The sequence below is a fragment of the Variovorax sp. GW821-FHT09A10 genome (assembly GCF_059418385.1).
Genome location: NZ_JBWKPT010000009.1, coordinates 125,227 through 141,799 on the forward strand (window position 1 = coordinate 125,227; position 16,573 = coordinate 141,799).

The 16,573-nt window shown below is 62.7% G+C and carries 13 protein-coding genes; 9 read left to right on the forward strand and 4 right to left on the reverse strand.

The window, feature by feature from the left end:
* The first annotated feature begins 23 nt into the window (after nt 1-23).
* The 6 genes from AC07Q9_RS26385 (at nt 24) to AC07Q9_RS26410 (ending at nt 8,521) form a co-directional block, all read left to right on the forward strand.
* On the forward strand, nt 24-653 hold the full coding sequence (locus tag AC07Q9_RS26385) for a D-sedoheptulose-7-phosphate isomerase (protein ID WP_489060975.1): 630 nt from the start codon (nt 24-26) through the stop codon (nt 651-653).
* 82 nt (nt 654-735) lie between these two features.
* Entirely contained in the window at nt 736-1,695 is a 960-nt protein-coding gene (locus AC07Q9_RS26390) for an NAD-dependent epimerase/dehydratase family protein (protein ID WP_495312337.1), read from the forward strand.
* Nucleotides 1,692-3,605 carry an HAD-IIIA family hydrolase gene (locus AC07Q9_RS26395; RefSeq protein ID WP_495312338.1) on the forward strand — a complete coding sequence of 638 codons (1,914 nt, stop codon included), beginning with the start codon at nt 1,692-1,694 and terminating at the stop codon, nt 3,603-3,605. Before AC07Q9_RS26390 ends, AC07Q9_RS26395 begins: the two co-directional genes overlap by 4 nt.
* Nucleotides 3,602-4,591 carry a GHMP family kinase ATP-binding protein gene (locus AC07Q9_RS26400; protein ID WP_489060979.1) on the forward strand — a complete coding sequence of 330 codons (990 nt, stop codon included), beginning with the start codon at nt 3,602-3,604 and terminating at the stop codon, nt 4,589-4,591. Before AC07Q9_RS26395 ends, AC07Q9_RS26400 begins: the two co-directional genes overlap by 4 nt.
* A gap of 76 nt (nt 4,592-4,667) precedes the next feature.
* Nucleotides 4,668-6,554: a glycosyltransferase family 2 protein gene (locus AC07Q9_RS26405; RefSeq protein WP_495312339.1), complete on the forward strand. Its 1,887-nt coding sequence runs from the start codon at nt 4,668-4,670 to the stop codon at nt 6,552-6,554.
* Nucleotides 6,551-8,521, forward strand: coding sequence for a rhamnan synthesis F family protein (locus tag AC07Q9_RS26410; protein ID WP_495312340.1), 1,971 nt, complete (start codon nt 6,551-6,553; stop codon nt 8,519-8,521). Before AC07Q9_RS26405 ends, AC07Q9_RS26410 begins: the two co-directional genes overlap by 4 nt.
* Nucleotides 8,522-8,602: 81 nt before the next feature.
* On the opposite strand, the gene AC07Q9_RS26415 is transcribed toward AC07Q9_RS26410, so the two are convergent.
* Together AC07Q9_RS26415 and AC07Q9_RS26420 are read right to left on the reverse strand one after the other, a co-directional pair.
* Nucleotides 8,603-9,304, reverse strand: coding sequence for an ABC transporter ATP-binding protein (locus tag AC07Q9_RS26415; RefSeq protein WP_056575985.1), 702 nt, complete (start codon nt 9,302-9,304; stop codon nt 8,603-8,605).
* A 3-nt stretch (nt 9,305-9,307) separates the two neighbouring features.
* A complete protein-coding gene (locus tag AC07Q9_RS26420) occupies nt 9,308-10,111 on the reverse strand; it encodes an ABC transporter permease (protein WP_307582828.1) in 804 nt (267 codons plus the stop codon).
* 323 nt (nt 10,112-10,434) lie between these two features.
* Between AC07Q9_RS26420 and AC07Q9_RS26425 the strand changes: the two genes are divergently transcribed.
* Entirely contained in the window at nt 10,435-11,433 is a 999-nt protein-coding gene (locus AC07Q9_RS26425) for a glycosyltransferase family 2 protein (protein WP_495312341.1), read from the forward strand.
* A gap of 10 nt (nt 11,434-11,443) precedes the next feature.
* The gene (locus AC07Q9_RS26430; RefSeq protein ID WP_495312342.1) at nt 11,444-12,508 is read left to right on the forward strand and encodes a glycosyltransferase family 2 protein; all 1,065 of its coding nucleotides are present in this window, start codon (nt 11,444-11,446) and stop codon (nt 12,506-12,508) included.
* Nucleotides 12,509-12,548: 40 nt separating this feature from the next.
* On the opposite strand, the gene AC07Q9_RS26435 is transcribed toward AC07Q9_RS26430, so the two are convergent.
* Entirely contained in the window at nt 12,549-14,570 is a 2,022-nt protein-coding gene (locus tag AC07Q9_RS26435; protein WP_495312343.1) for an acyltransferase family protein, read from the reverse strand.
* A gap of 85 nt (nt 14,571-14,655) precedes the next feature.
* Nucleotides 14,656-15,414: a glycosyltransferase family 2 protein gene (locus AC07Q9_RS26440; RefSeq protein WP_495312344.1), complete on the reverse strand. Its 759-nt coding sequence runs from the start codon at nt 15,412-15,414 to the stop codon at nt 14,656-14,658.
* Between the two features lie 45 nt (nt 15,415-15,459).
* Between AC07Q9_RS26440 and AC07Q9_RS26445 the strand changes: the two genes are divergently transcribed.
* Complete coding sequence (locus AC07Q9_RS26445; RefSeq protein WP_099794949.1) at nt 15,460-16,551, forward strand: glycosyltransferase family 4 protein; 1,092 nt, start codon at nt 15,460-15,462, stop codon at nt 16,549-16,551.
* Nucleotides 16,552-16,573: the final 22 nt, after the last annotated feature.

Below are 16,573 nucleotides of genomic sequence, written 5' to 3' on the forward strand. Positions count from 1 at the left end.
TATAACTCCCACTTGAAATTTTTATGCCTTCATTCTTTCCAGATCACCAGATAGCAGATGCTGGGCTGTACGCGGACGCGTATTTCGAAAGAATCACGGCCGCAGCCAAGACCGTGGACCGTGGCGCGCTTGCAGCCGCCGGGCGCCTTCTTGCGGAGCGTGCGGCCCAGGGAAAGATGATTTTTTCGTGTGGCAATGGGGGGTCGGCGGCCATCTCCAACCACCTGGTCTGCGACTGCATGAAAGGTGTTCGCAGCAATGGCTGGCTGAAGCCGAAGGTGAACAGCCTCTCGTCCGCCGTCGAACTGATCACCGCGATCGTCAATGACATCGGACCCGAAGAGATGTTCTCGTTCCAGCTGACGTCCATGGCGTCCGAAGGCGACGTCCTCATCGCGATCAGCTCGTCTGGCGCTTCGCCCAACATCATCAAGGCGCTCAATACAGCGCGTGAGATGAAGATGACCACGATTGCCATGACCGGGTTTGCGGGTGGCGATGCGGCTCGCCTCGCCGACGTCAGTCTTCACGTGGATGCGCAGAACTACGGTGTCGTCGAGGATGTTCACCAGTCGCTCATGCACATCCTGGCGCAGTACCTTCGCCAGAGCCACCTGACAGATCCGTCCCTGCTGGGAACGCTCAAGTTCTAGCATCCGACACGCAGGCCTGGGCAAGCAACTTCCAGCTCTTTAGGTCTGCTGCCACCCAAAGCCTTCCTATTGTGAGATTCCCATGAAATTGCACCTGATCACTGGTGGCGCTGGTTTTGTCGCTGTCAACCTGACGCGCCGTCTGCTTGGAGAGGGTGGCGCCGTTCTGGCCCTGGATGACTTGTCACGTGGACGGCGTGAACTGGTGGCGGAATTCGACAGCCATCCTCATTTCAGTTTTCGGCAGGTGGACTGCTCCGATCTGGAGGCCTTGTCGGCGGCGATCCAGGAGGCCGGCACGCCCGTGGCCCATGTCTGGCACCTGGCCGCCAATTCGGACATCCCGGCAGGGGTGGCTGATCCGCGCATTGACCGCGATCGCACGTTCCTGACCACGTTTTCCGTGCTCGAAGCGATGCGCCGGCATGACATTCCCGAACTGCACTTCGCGTCGAGCTCGGCCATCTACGGCGATCTCGGCGAACGTGAAATTCATGAAGACATCGGCCCGCTGCAACCGATCTCCAACTACGGGGCCATGAAGCTGGCATCGGAAGCGCAGATCCGGGCGGCCGTCGAGTCTTTCCTCCCGCGCGCAGACATCTTCCGATTCCCGAACGTCATCGGCGTGCCGGCGACGCACGGTGTGATCTTCGATTTCATCCGCAAGCTGAAGGCAACCCCCGAGCAACTGCAGGTTCTCGGGGACGGCACGCAGCAGAAGGCGTATCTGCATGTCAACGACCTGATCGACGCCATGCTGCACGTGAGCCGGCTCGAGGGGCGCTACAAGGTGTTCAACATCGGGCCGAAGGACGATGGCGTCACGGTGCGCATGATTGCGCAGACGGTGCGCGACCGGGTGTCTCCGAAAGCCGACATCGTCTTTGGCGAGGGCAACCGCGGCTGGGTGGGCGATGTGCCGCGCTTCCGCTATTCGACCCAGCGCCTGGCCGCCAGCGGCTGGAGCCCTCAGCTTGATTCGACGCAGGCCATGGTGCGCGCGGTCGACGAGATCGCGCGCGAGGAGCTGGCGGAGTGACGCAGGCGGTCATTCTTGCGGGCGGCAAGGGCACCCGGCTGGCAGAGCGCCTGAACGGGCGTCCCAAGCCGCTCGTGGATGTCAATGGCACGCCATTGCTGGAGCTTCAGGTCCGCACGCTCGCGCATCACGGGATCGATGACGTCGTCGTTCTGGTCAACCACGCGGCAGACCAGATCCAGGCCTTCTTCGAACAGCGCCAGTTTCCCAGCCGGGTGCGCCTCTTCGACGATGGCGAGCCGCGCGGGACGGCGGGTGCCTTGTTGGCATGCCTGGACGACCTGGATGATCGATTCATCGTCGTCTATGGCGATACGCTGTTCGACATCGACATCGGGCACATGCTGGCAGCACACGAGGCTTCGGGTGCGGATGCCACCCTGCTTCTGCATCCGAATGATCATCCGGCGGACTCGGACCTCGTGGAGATCGATGCATCCGGCCGGGTGCAGGCGTTTCACGGGTACCCGCACCCGGACGGCGCCGAGTTGCGCAACCTCGTCAATGCGGCCTTCTACATCGTCGAAAAGAAGGCGCTCCTGGCATGGCGCGACTTTCCTGTGCCCTGCGACTTCGCCAAAGACCTCTTTCCGGCGATGGTGCGCGCCGGTGCGCACATCGCGGGCTATGTCAGCTTCGAGTACATCAAAGACCTGGGCACGCCCAAGCGACTCGACAAGGTGGAAAAGCACCTGCGTTCAGGCGTTGTCCAGCGGGCCAGCCGGCAGCACCTGCAAAAAGCGGTGTTCCTGGACCGGGACGGAACCCTCAATGTGCTGCGCGACTATGTACGCCGGCCTGCGGATTTTGAACTTCTGCCGCACGCCGCCGAAGCGGTGCGTGCGTTCAACAACGCGGAGTACCGCGTGGTCGTGGTGACGAACCAGCCGGTGCTTGCGCGTGGGGAGGCCAGCTTCGACGACTTGCGGCGCATCCACAACCGGTTGGAAAGCCGGCTGGGCGATGCTGGTGCCTATGTCGATGCGATCTACTTCTGTCCGCACCATCCCGACGCCGGTTTTGCCGGTGAAGTACCGGCACTGAAAGTCGCGTGCAATTGCCGCAAGCCTCAGCCCGGCATGATGCGCGAAGCCATGGCGGCGATGAACGTCCAGGCCGCCGACTCCTGGATGGTCGGTGACAGCACCGCCGACGTGCTGGCGGCGCGGCGAGCCGGCCTGCGTTCGGTTCTGCTGGAAACCGGAGAAGCCGGGCGCGATGGCAAATTCGCAGCGGCGCCGGATTTTCGTTTCGCACACATCGGCGCTGCAGCGCATTTCATCGTTCACACGTATCCACTGCTGGTTGCCGCCATCAACGAATGGATGCGCAAAGTCCAGCCGGGCGACTTGGTGCTGGTCGGCGGCTTGGCGCGCAGTGGAAAGTCGACGATGGCCAGCGTGTTGAAGTCCGAACTCGTGGCGCGCAAACTGGACGCCCACGTGCTGTCGCTCGATCGCTGGTTGCGTCCCGTCGCCGAACGAGGTGCGGGCGTGCTGGGGCGCTATGCGTTGGAAGAAGCGCAAGAAGATCTCAAGGGCTGGCTCGACGGCGGCGCGGTCGACGCTGAATTGCCGTCCTACGACCGGAAGGTTCGTGATCGGGGCCTGCCCGAGCGCACGGTGCTGGCGCAGGACGCGGTCCTGATTCTGGAGGGTGTCCCCGCGCTGCTCGCCGATTGGCGGAGCGAGCGGCGGACCTGGCGTATTCACATCGAAGCGGACGAAGCATCGCGGCGCGTTCGCGTCGAAGCCGACCTCATCGCACGCGGTCTGGCGGATGCACAAGGGGCGGCCCAAGCCTACGAGCAGCGACAGCAAGACGAAACGCCCTTGGCGGCCGCTGCGCGGGCCACGGCTGACGGCGTGCTCGACTTCGATTCCATTTTTTCCATGGATGACACCCCATGATCATTAGCCGGACACCGTTGCGGATGAGCTTTGTCGGCGGCGGAAGTGATCTGCCGAGCTATTACCGACAACATGGCGGGGCGGTGCTTTCGACCGCCGTAGACAAATATGTCTATGTGAGCGTCAACAAGAAGTTCGACGGCGGGATCCGCATCGCGTATTCCAAGACCGAAGAGGTCGACCACATCGAGAAGATCGAGCATCGCCTGGTTCGTGCGACGCTTCAAATGCTGGAAATCCCGGGAGGGATTGAAGTCACGAGCACCGCCGACATTCCGTCGCGCGGCACCGGGCTGGGGTCGTCCAGTGCCTTCACCGTCGGCTTGATCAATGTCCTCTCGGCCTATCTGGGTCGGCATGTCTCGGCGGAACAGCTGGGGCGATTGAGTTGCGAGATTGAAATAGATCGTTGCGGTGAGCCGATCGGAAAACAGGATCAGTACGCGTCGGCGTACGGCGGGTTGAGCCTCATTGAATTCAAGCCGGATGACAGCGTCCTGGTGACGCCGCTCGTGTTGCAGCGAAAGATCCGAGAGGCTGTCGAAAGCAATATTCTTGTTTTCTACACGGGTATCACGCGCAGCGCTTCGGGCATCCTGAAAGAGCAGTCGTCGAACGTGGCAGACAGTGCGGGCAAGCAAAAAATGCTGAACCGCATGGTTGAACTGGTCTATGAGTTGCGCGACGAGTTGCAGAACGGCCACCTGGACTCGATGGGTGAAATTCTCGATGAAAACTGGCGGCTGAAAAAGCAGCTGGCCTCGGGCATCACCAGCGATGCAATCGACGACTGGTATGCAAAGGCCAAGGCCCATGGCGCGCTCGGCGGCAAGCTGTTGGGTGCCGGCGCAGGCGGATTCCTGATGTTCTATGCGCCGTCTGAACGCCACGATGCCATTGAGAAGGCGCTGGGCCTGCGCCGGATACATTTCGGATTCGAGCCTTTGGGAAGCCGAATCATTTTCTATAACCCGACTGATCTGTAGTTTGAATGAGCATCTGCTCCGCGCTTGCACCTACTTTGCGCAAATTGCCACTTTGAATTAAAAAATAAAACTGCTCATGTATCCACCACGCGTATCAGTCGTCATTCCAACGCGAAATTCCGAGAAGTATCTGAAGGAGGCGTTGGACAGCATCCTGGGGCAGACATTCACGGATTTCGAACTGTTGATTGTTGATGACAACTCGACAGACGGTACTCTGGGCCTCATTCGTGGCTATGAGGACGCTCGCATCACAGTGTTGAAAGGGCCTGGCAAAGGTCTGGCTGCTGCATTGAATTTCGCTTTCCGCGAAGCGCGGGGTGAATTCATTGCGCGCATGGATGCGGATGACATTGCGGAAGCGACGAGACTCGGAAAGCAGGTGGCGTTTCTCGATGAGCATCTCGACGTGGGGGTGTGCGGCACGAAGTTCCAGCAGTTCATGGACGGTGACGCCATTCACCATCACATGGAGAACGTCCGCTATGCCGACATGCTCATGGGCTGCTATATCGCGCATCCCACGGCCATGTTGCGACGCCAATTGTTCGCTGAAAACAATCTTTTCTATGATGAATCGATGCGTTTCAGTGAGGATTACGATTTGTGGACGCGTGCCATTCGCGTCACGAAGCTGGGAAATGTCCAGGAGATCCTGCTTCGCTATCGCCGACACAATGAAAGTGCGTCGATTGCTCACATGGACGAAATGCATCGGCTGGATGTCGGTGTCAAGCTCCGGATGATCGGGTACCTGGTGGGCGACCTGTCGCCAGCCGATGTGATGCAGGTCACGGCGATGCTGAAAGGCGAGTCCGGCAATGAGTCGGCCAAGCTCGACATGCTGTCGAAATTGATGGCTTCCATCAAACGCCCCGACCTTTGCTCACCGCTTGAACTGGCCTCCGTGTTCCACCAGATCAAGCCACTGCCCAAGGCCGATTTCGTTCGCCTGTGCAAAGACGTCATCCGCGAGATTCCGATCTTCGTCATTTCGTTCAACCACCTGACGTACCTGCAGGCAAGCATTGCGTACTTCGAAAAGGCAGGATTCAAAAACATCCACATCATCGACAACGCGTCGTCCTATCCGCCGCTTGTCGAGTACCTGGGTGCCTCTCCCCACAGAGTGCACTACATGGGTGTCAATTACAAACACACGGTATTGTTCGACTCGTTGAAATTCAAGGAGATCGTCGATTCGAACTATTTCGTGTTGACCGACCCGGATGTCCTGCCCGTCGATGAATGTCCGTTTGACTTCTTGTATGTCTTCCTTGATGTCTTGCTGAGTCATCCAGCCAAGAACAAGATCGGTTTTTCCCTCAAATTGGACGATCTGCCCGATCACTACGAGCTGAAGGAAAATGTTCTCAAATGGGAAGGCCGCTTCTACGAAAAGGTGAAGGAGCACGGCGCGCTGACGATTTACGATGCACCGGTGGACACGACATTTGCGCTGTATCGTCCGCGAGAAGAATGGCGTACGTCCGATTTCTTCTCAGCTTTCCGAATGGGCTATCCCTATGAGGCAAGGCATTTGCCGTGGTACCGGGATCTGAAAAAACTGACAGACGAAGAGATTTTCTATCGCAGCCTCGATCAGGGAAGTAGCAACTGGAACGGCACGATGAGTGCCGAGCAACTTCACAAGAAATACGGTACGGGTGTGGCGCCGGACGCGAATGTCGATCAGGCCGCATTGGATGCGCAAGCCGCGCTGCAGGGCAGTTTCAGCGATACCTTTCGACGTCGTCGGGTGGGCGAACTGCGAGGATACTTTCTCAATGGGCGCTGGCCGTTGCTCAACTTGCAGACCATTCCCGGTGAAAGCATCTGCACCACGCTTTATGTCTTCGGAAAATTACCGTTGATGAGCAAGACCACGGACGCTCGGCATCACGTATATCGCGCGTTCGGCGTACTTCCAGTTTGGAAGATGGTTAAAGAGGATATTGAATGAAGCGTTTGTGCCTTTTCGCCGGTTATAGCCTCGAAAATCGGGTCGATGACTATGTGGTTCATTACCTGACTGAGCTTTCCAAGTTTGCCGACGTCTATTACCAGGCGGCAAATGACGCCAGCGAGGACGAGCTCCAAAAGTTGGAGGCGGTCACTCGGGGGCGATGGGCGGAAGCGCACGAGAAGTATGACTTCGGGTCTTGGCAGAAACTGATTTTTCGGCTGGGGTGGCAAGAAGTCGAGAAGTACGACACCGTCATCTTGGCGAATGACAGCAATTACGGGCCCGTACGGGAACTGGCGGTAGTCTTCGACCGCATGGATGCGGCCGGCCTGGATGCCTGGGGCATCACTGAGAACTATGGCAACACGCGGCATCTCCAGAGCTATTTCCTGACACTGAACCGGCCTGTGGTGGGGAGTGCAGTTTTCCGTGATTTCTTCGAATCCATCGCGGTCGAAGAATCGAAGCAGAAGATATGTGAAAAATACGAAATCGGACTCAGCAGGTTGCTGGCCGCGAATGGATTTTCCTTTGCACCACTGATTGACCGGTCTGTTCTTGACATTCCGTTCGGTGCAGATATTTCGACCTATCAGAACACGCTTCTTCAGAAGGGTTCGCCGTTCCTGAAGCGCAAGGTGTTTTCATCGCGCAACTTTGCGAATGAAGACCTCACGCTGACGCGAACGCTGTTGGAAGAGTTGAAGTACCCACTCGACTGGATTGCCCTCCCTGCGGCATTGCAAGAGCCGGTGGGCGAGGGTGGCCCGGAAGCCACGCAAAGGCCATCGGACGCGCTGGAATCTCAGGCACAAGCGGGACCACCGCCTGCGGGGGGGCTGTCCATTCGCGCTGTGATCAAGCGGATGTTGTGGCCGCTCTACCTGCCATTCAAAGCGAGGGTGGTCGACAAGCTGGCCGGCATCGAACAGCGGGTCGGGCATCTGGCGGAAAGGACCGTCAAGCTCGATGGTGATGTCGGCCATCTGCGAGGCTCGGTCAATGGCTTGGTCGATGGCTTGCCGAGCTTCTTTGTCGATGTCCGCGCGCAGGTGTCAGGCCTGGCTCAAGGGTCGCGGGATACCGCCGCGCAAATTGCTGCGCTCCAGGTTCAGATAGCGGCGCTCTCTCAGAACTCGACGAACGCGGTCGCCCGTGTGAGTGATGTGCAGACCTCTGTCGCGGAGCTGCACGGGCATCTGGATTGGGTGCAGCGAGATATCTTGATTGCGCTGATGTCGAACATCGATCTCAAGAGCCTGCAGGGTTTCAAGTGCGTCACGGACTATCCGGTGGCCTATGACAGCCCGGATCACATTCATCCGGTAGGAACCGTTCTCGATCACACGCGGCATCCGCGCTTCATCCGCGCGTGCGAGGACTTCTTTGCTGCTTCTGGCAAGCCGTTGTCTTTCCTGGACCTCGGCTGCTCGGCGGGCGGGATGGTGCTCGACGCAGTCCTGCGGGGTCATGTGGGCGTTGGCCTGGAGGGAAGCGACATCTCCAGGCTGCAGCAACGTGCGGAATGGCGGCTCCTGCGCGATACGCTCTTCACGTGTGATGTGACTCGCCCCTTTGCGCTGGGCCGCGGCGAGATCGAAACGTTCAAGTTCGACGTGATCTCGGCCTGGGAGGTGCTCGAGCATCTGACGACCGAGGGGGTCGAGGGCCTGTTTGCCAATCTGGCGCGTCATACCCGTCCGGGAAGCATCTTCGCCTGCTCGATCTCCCGGGTGGATGGTGGCTTCACGGAAGACGGCACGCCGTTGCACCAAACCCTGGAACCACTGCCCTGGTGGCAAGAGCGGGCGGCGAAACACGGCTTTGACGTGCTGGATTCCGACGCGTTCCTGCCGCTGGACTTTGCGCGGGGCAATGGCAACTCCAGCGTCTACTATCGCCCGGCGCACAGCTACCAGGAAAAGGAAGGCGATTGCTTCCTCGTCGTTTTCCAGCGTCGATAAGGCGGGTGGGGCGCTAAGGCCCCGGCCACGAAGTGCGGCGATGGAGTTCCGAGCCACTAGCCCGGCCCTCCACGCTGCACCTCAACTTTCGACGATCCGCCCGTGCTCCATGTGGATCACGCGATTGCACTCCTTGGCAATCAGCTCGGGCGAGTGCGAGGCCAGCACCAGGATGCCCGACTTCGACACCACGTCGCGCATCCGTTTCTCGGCCTTCTCGGTGAACGCGGCATCGCCCACCGACAGCCATTCGTCCATCAGCAGGATGTCGGCTTCGACGCTGGTGGAGATGGAGAACGCCAGCCGCATCATCATGCCGGTCGAGTAGGTGCGAACGGGCATGTTGACGTACTCGCCCAAGCCGCTGAACTCGCAGATCTCGGGCGTGAGCCGTTCGATTTCCTTCATGCTCATGCCCATCACGAGGCCGCGCAGCATGATGTTCTCGATGCCGGTGGCGTCCATCTCGATGCCCAGTGCGGGGTCGATCAGGCTGGCCACGGAGCCCTGGCGCGTGAATTCACCCGCCGAAGGTTCGTAGACCCCCGCCAGCGTGCGCAGCAGCGTGGACTTGCCCGCGCCGTTGTGGCCGACCAGTCCTAGCCGGTCTCCGCTCTTGAGCTCGAGGTTGAGGCCGCTGAGTGCCTGCACCACGGTGACCCCGGTTTCCTTGCCGAAGCGCCCGCCGGTGACCGAAGCCGCCAGCGTTTTCTTGAGCGATGCCGAGCCCGCCCCGTAGATGGGGAAGCTGACCGAAACGTTTTTGAGTGAAATGGATGCCATGGATCAGAGCCAGTAGACGACGCGGCGGCGGTATTTGACGAACAGCACGCTCGCGATGGACACGCACAGCACAGTCCACACGGCGATGCCGATCCAGCTGTGCAGGTGCGCCACGCCGCCCATGAGCGGCGTGCGCAGCAGGTCGAGCATCTGTGCGAAGGGGTTCCACAGCACGTACTTGGCGCGGCTTGGAAGGTTCTCGGGGAGCCAGAACACGGGCGTGAGGAACATCAGCATCTGCATGAGGCTGGTGATGATCTGGGTCACGTCGCGGTAGCGCGTGCAGATGAGGCCCAGCAACAGGCCCAGGGCGTGCGCGTTGATGATGAGGATCGCGAAGGCGGGAATGATCAGGAGCACCGACCACGACAGCGTGACACCCGCCCAGATGGCCACGGGGATGTACAGCACGATCTGGTGGAGGAACTGGATCAGGTTGCGCGCCAGGCCTCGCCAGACGAACAGGCTGATGGGAAAGTAGCCCTGCTTCAGGTAGTTGGACGAGCCGACGAAGGCATTGCAGGCGTCGGTGACCACCGCGGAGAACGTGCCCCAGAAGATCACGCCCAGTGCCAGGTGCGGGAAGAACTTGTCCAGGTGGGTGCCGAAGAGCGAGGCATACAGCGGCCCCATGCCGCCGATCATGACGCCCATGCTCAGGGTGAGCCACAGCGGCCCCAGCATGGAGCGGCGATAGCGCAGCACGATATCGAACCAGGCCAGCGTCCACCAGATGTCGGTGCGGCGGGTGCCTTCCCACCAGTCGGCCAGGGGGCTTCGATGTAGATTGGAATGAACTTGGCTCATGCGTGTGCGTCAGTGTCTTTGTCTGCCATGCGGACGGTGATGTGCAGGGTCAGGGTCCCACCGCCGCATGAAACGGCGATGAGCAAAAGCGCTTCGTGGCCGAGGGGGTCAAGCGGGATTTCTTGGAGGGCTATGGCCGCAGGGGCCGGGACGGTGCTCGTGCGAGCCCGCGCATTTTATTCAGAGTATCAACTGAGAGATAATTTTACCGGCTCCGGTTCCGCTGCAATTCGTAACCATCGAAGAGCCCCCCGCTCCCCGATCGGACGGGCTGCGGCTGCCATCGGCAGCATGCCCGACAGAAAATCGATCAACCCATGCGTATGTCCCGTCCCCTCGAAGTCTCCGTCGCCCTGTGCACCTACAACGGCGCCCGCTTCCTGCGCGAACAGGTGCGCAGCATCTGCCTGCAAACCCGCCCGCCGATCGAAATCGTGCTGTCCGACGACGCTTCGCGCGACGGCTCGGTCGATGTCGTGCGCGCCACGGTGGCCGAATGCGCGGCGGAGCGCCCCGGGCTGGCCATCGCCCTGCGGGTCTTCGAGAACCCGGTGGCCCTGCGGGTCGTCAAGAACTTCGAGCAGGCCATCTCCGCCTGCACCGGCGACCTGATCGCGCTGAGCGACCAAGACGACGTGTGGGTGCCCGACCGGCTCGAGCGGATGGTGGCGCCCTTCGTGCAGGACGACAACCTCTGGCTGCTGCACACCGACGCGCGCCTCGTGGATTCGCAGGGCCACGATCTGGGCAACACGCTGTTCCATGCGCTCGAGGTCACACCGTCCGAGATCGAGCGGATCCACACGGGCCGGGCGTTCGACGTGTTCCTGCGCCGCAACCTCGTGACCGGCGCCACCACGGTTTTCCGTCGTGCGCTGCTCGCCGATGCGCTGCCGCTGCCCGTCGAGTGGGTGCACGACGAATGGCTGGCCATCATCGCGTCGACGACGTCGCGGGTCGACCTGCTGGAAGAGTCCCTCATCGAATACCGCCAGCACGAATCCAACCAGATCGGCGCCCGCCGTGACACCTACAAGGAAAAGGTGCGCAAGGCGCTCGCCTCGCGCGGCAACACGCACGTCGAGCGCGCGATCAAGGCCGAGCTGTTGCTGGAGCGCCTGCTGCAACTGGGCGATCGCGTGCCCCCCGAGATCTTCGACAAGGTGCGCAGCAAGATCGTGCACCAGCGCTTCCGCGCCGCTTTGCCCGCCTCGCGCCTGGCCCGTTGCGTGCCGATCCTGCGCGAGGCCATGACCGGTCGCTACGACAAGTTCGGCCGCGGGGTGCGCGGCGTGGTCCGCGATCTTTTCGAATCCGTCTGACACAACAACAATGAACCCAACCAACGTCCCCGCGAACCCTTCCCGACCCGGCGAGCCGACGGCCTGGCCGAACGTCGTGGTCATCATTCCGTTCTACAACGGCGCCGATTTCATCGAGCGCTCGGTGAAGAGCGTGTTCGAGCAGTCGGTGCCCGCGCACGAGGTGATCGTGGTCAACGACGGCTCGCGCCCGGAAGAGCGCGCCGCGCTCGACGGGCTGGCGGCCCGCTATCCGTTTCGCATCCTCGACAAGGAGAACGGCGGCCAGGGCTCGGCGCGCAATGCGGGCGTGGCGGCGTCGACCTCCGAATACATCTGCTTCCTGGATCAGGACGACTTCTACCTGCCGAACCACATCGAGACTCTGGTGTCGTCGATCCCGGCAGACGACCGCCTGTTCGGCTACATCTACGCCGACCTGTACGAGGCGGACGGCGACGGCAACGTGATTCGCACCGGCGTCATCAAGGACCACGCCACGCACCCCAAGCGCCACATCCACGACCTGCTGCGCAACGACATGTTCGTGCTGCCGTCGGCTGCGCTGGTGAGTCGCAAGGCCTTCGAGGCCGTCGAGGGTTTCGATTCGCAGTTTATGGGCTTCGAGGACGACGACTTGTTCCTGCGCATCTTCCGCAAGGGGTTCAGCAACTACTTTGTGGACAAGGCCGTCACCGTCTGGTGCATCCACACGGCGAGCACTTCGTTCGGCATCCGGATGATCCGCAGCCGCTTCAAGTACTTCAAGAAGCTCACCGAGATGTTCCCCGACGAGCACCTGCGCGGGCGCTACTACTTGCGCGACTTCCTGGTGCCCCGCTTCCAGCCGTACTTCGTCAACCACGCGATCGAGTCGATCAAGAACGACGACCAGTACCGCGCAGAGATGAGCGCGATCCTCAATGAGTACGGCGCGATGGTGTTGGCCAACCCCTATGTGGGACGCAAGAAGAAGCTGCGCCTGCGGATCACGCTGTTCCTGCTCAACCACTGCCCGCCAGGCGTGGTGCGCCTGGTCGGCACGGTGACGAAGCTGCCGGGCATTCGCAGCCTGCGCAAGCTCTACAAGGCCTGACGCGCGCCGCGGTGGCCCGGAGGCCGCCGCAGCCCCGTTCTCAGCGTGCCGGCGCCGGTGTCGTCATCGCCGGGTCCATGTAGGTGGCGTGCTTGCGCACGTACTCGGCGCGCAGGTGGCCGGCGTCCTTGTAGATCGGCGTGGCATCCGCATCCGCCCGGCTGCACTGGTCTTTCTCGCACAGCGTCGGGATCGGGTCGATCACGATGGCGCCGCTGCGCTGCGCCATCTGGCGCATGCGCTCGTGCAGCGCTTTCTGCTCGGAAGCCCAGGGCGCGGTCGAGGACATGCGACCGACGGTCATGCTGCCCAGGCGGCCCCCCTTCACAAATTCTTCGGGGCCGAAGCCTGCGCCGACCGGGTTGTCCAGCAGCAGGTAGACCTGCTTGTGCTTGGAAAGCGTCGTCATCACGGTCTCGAGTGTGCTGAGGGCTAGTTCCGCGCCGTTACCGCCCATGAAGCGGTGCTTGTTCTTGCCGTCGAAATAGTAATAGCGGTCCGCCGCGGCATCTTCGGCGGTGGGCTTGCGGGTCACCGAGAAGTAGCAGTTCCAGCAGCCGCCGAAGACGACTGCATCGAACTTGTCGCTCATCGCCAGACGCATGCCACCGTCGCGGCGCTCCGCGCACAGGTTGTTCTGCTCGTCGACGACGCCGGGAACTGGCGGGCAGGCGCCCCAGGTCGTGAATGACAGCGAGTCCAGCCTGTCCGGCGCGATCTTGCTCAGCTCCACCGCGCGCGGCCCGTACTGCTCGATATGGCTGTCCCCGAAGAACAGCACCCGTCGCTTGCCCTGCCCGATCTGCTGCAGCACTTCGCCGTCGACCTTGATCGGGCTCAGGCCGTCCGGGTAGGCCCAGTCCTTGGCGGCGGCGGCGGTCTTGTTGAAGTACGGATCGCTGTGGCGGCCCACGTAGTAGCGCGTGGTCGCCAGCAGGCCGAGCACGACGAAGCCGATCATCACGGCCACCAGCCCCGCCGTCACCGTCGGGTTCTCGCTGCGGCGCGTGTAGCGCTCGACGAACCGGTAGGTCAGCCAGGCGAGCACGAACGACGCCACCAGCATCAGCGCCCGGATGCCGTCTGACGGCAGCTTGCCCTCGAGGATGCGCGCATAGGCCAGCAGCGGCCAGTGCCAGAGGTAGAGTGGGTAACTGATCAGGCCGACCCACACCATCGGCTTGGAGGCCAGCACATAGCGGTTGAGCACGCCGCTCGGTCCGGCGGCGATGCAGAAGAAGGCGCCCACCGACGGCAGGATGGCCCAGAACCCCGGGAAGGCCTTGCCGCCGCGGATGTAGCACAGGCCCAGCACGATCAGCACGAGGCCGGCGATCGACTGCGCGTGGCGGCTCCAGCCCGGCTGCGGCGGCGGGCGGTGCAGCCGCGCATAGGCCAGCATGCCGCCGATCATCAGTTCCCAGAAGCGCGACAGCGGCGAATAGAACGCGGCCGTGCGGTGGCTGTGGATGGTCGTCACGTTGAGCAGGAACGACATCGCCGCCACCGTGCCGAGCACCGTGAGCATGCGCCACTTGCGCTTCCAGGCCAGGCCCAGCAGCACGGGCCAGAAGATGTAGAACTGCTCTTCAATCGCCAGCGACCACAGGTGCAGCAGCGGCTTGGTCTCGGCGGCGTTGTCGAAGTAGCCGGCCTCGCTCCAGAAGGCGAAGTTCGAGACGAAGCCCGCGCCCGCCGCCACGTGCTTGCCCAGCTGCTCCCACTCGTGCGGCAGCAGGGCGAACCAGCCGAAGGCCATGGTGGCCAGCAGCACCAGCGCCAGCGCCGGAAAGATGCGCTTCACGCGCCGCGCATAGAACTCGCGGTAGCTGAAGCCGTCGCCCTGGAAGCTGCCCAGGATGATGGTGGTGATCAGGAAGCCCGAGATGACGAAGAAGATGTCGACGCCGATGAAGCCGCCCTTGATCCACTGCGGGAACGCGTGGTAGCCGAGCACCGAGAGCACCGCGACGGCGCGCAGCCCGTCGATGTCCGGGCGGTATTTCGGGTGAACCAGGTGGGCGTGTTCGGGGAGGGAGGTCGGGCTGCTCGTGGTCGTCATCGTCGGTGCTGAAAGCGGCGCTTGCGGGCTTTTCGTGCGGGGCTTTTCGGCCCCGATTGTCCTCGCAAACGCCGCCGCGCCTTTTTCAGGCGGCGGTGCGCTGCAGCCGCCAGTAGCGCCAGAACGCCCCCGACAGCCACACCTTGAGCAGGCTGGTCACGTGCCAGTACAGGTACTTCTTGCTGCGGTGGCTGGCGCGCTGGGCGTCGTGGCGCGCGCGCAGGTCTTCGGTCACCTGGAGCTTCCAGCCGGCCAGCCGGGTGCGGGCGCAGATGTCGAAGTCTTCCCCGTACATGAAGAAGCGCTCGTCGAAGCCGCCGATCTTGCGGTAGGCCTCGCTGCGGAACAGCATGAACAGGCCGGGAATCCAGGCCGGCACGGCCGGCGGCTGGTAGCCGGGCTTCTTGCGGCCCAGGATCTCGAAGGGGGTCAGCAGCGCGCGGTGCGGCTCGGGCTCGGGCCGGCCCGACTCCAGGATGCGCGGCGTCATCAGGCCGGCGTCGGGCGCGGCCTGGGCGAGCATCGGGGCGAGCACGTCGGCGTCGAAGCGGATGTCGGGGTTGAGCACCAGGAACCAGGGCGTGTCGCAGCGCGCGAAGGCCTGGTTGTGGTTGGCGCCGAAGCCCAGGGGCGCCGGGTTCTCGATCCGTTCGATGGCGAGACCCCAGGGGCGTCCTGCGAGCAGGTCGGCCTCGGGAATGTTCAGCGTGAGCACGACCTTGGCGATCGCGTCCCGGCTGTGGCGGTCGAGCTGCTCGAGCAGCGGCAGCACCAGCGCGAGCTGGCCGTGGCTCACGATCGACAGGGTGACCGGGGCTTGGGGTGAAGAAGGGGGCGTGGGCATGGTCTAATTTCGCTCGGGAATTCTAGGGTTCCCCCAATCCCACTCATGATTGCCCTGATCATCCTCAGTTTCTTCGTCTCCGCCATCGCGGTGCAGCTGTTCATGCGCCGCGCGCGCAGACACGCGCGCCGCTACGGCGCCGACATGCCCCAGCGTTTCCACAAGGGCCACGTGCCGCGCCTGGGCGGGGCCGGCATCATGCTCGGCATGAGCGCGGCCTGGCTTGGCGCCGGCCTGATCGAGCCGCTGAACATCGCCTGGCCGCTCAAGACCTCGATGCTCACGCTGGTGTGCATCCTGCCCGCCGTGCTCGGCGGCATCGTCGAAGACGTGACCCAGCAGGTCAAGGTGCGCTACCGGCTGGGCCTGACCATCGGCTCGGCGCTGCTGGTGTGCTGGGTGCAGGGGCTGGGCGTGGCGCGCACCGGCTTCGAGACGCTCGACGGCTGGCTCGCGGTGCTGCCTTACGCCTCGCTGGTCTTCGCGGCCCTGGCCATCGGCGGCCTGCCGCACGCCTTCAACATCATCGACGGCTACAACGGGCTGGCCGGCACCGTGGCCGTGCTCGTGTGCCTGGCCATCTCGCACGTCGCGCTGCAGCTGGGCGACCGGCAACTGGCCGCGATGGTGATCTGCCTGGTTGGCGCCACCTTCGGCTTCCTGGTCTGGAACTACCCGCGCGGCAAGATCTTCGCCGGCGACGGCGGCGCCTACGTCTGGGGCATGGTGATCGCCGTGGCCTGCGTGACGCTGGTGCAGCGCCACCGCGTGGTGTCGCCGTGGTTCCCGATGCTGCTCCTGATCTACCCGGTGTGGGAGACGCTGTTCTCCATCTACCGCAAGCTGGCCCGGGGCCAGTCGCCGGGCACGGCCGACGCGCTGCACTTCCATCAGCTGATCTTCCGGCGCATCGTGCGCGTGGCCTTCGCGGACGACGAGGCGCGCCAGCTGCTGGCGCGCAACAACCGCACCTCGCCCTACCTGTGGATGTTCGCCGCGCTGTCGGTGGTGCCCGCGGTGCTGTTCTGGAACAACACCTTCGTGCTGATGCTGTTCTGCCTTCTGTTCGTCACGACCTACGTCGGGGCGTACCTGATGATCGTGCGCTTCAAGGTCCCGCGCTGGCTGCGGCCCTGACCGCCACCGCCGCCTTGTTGCG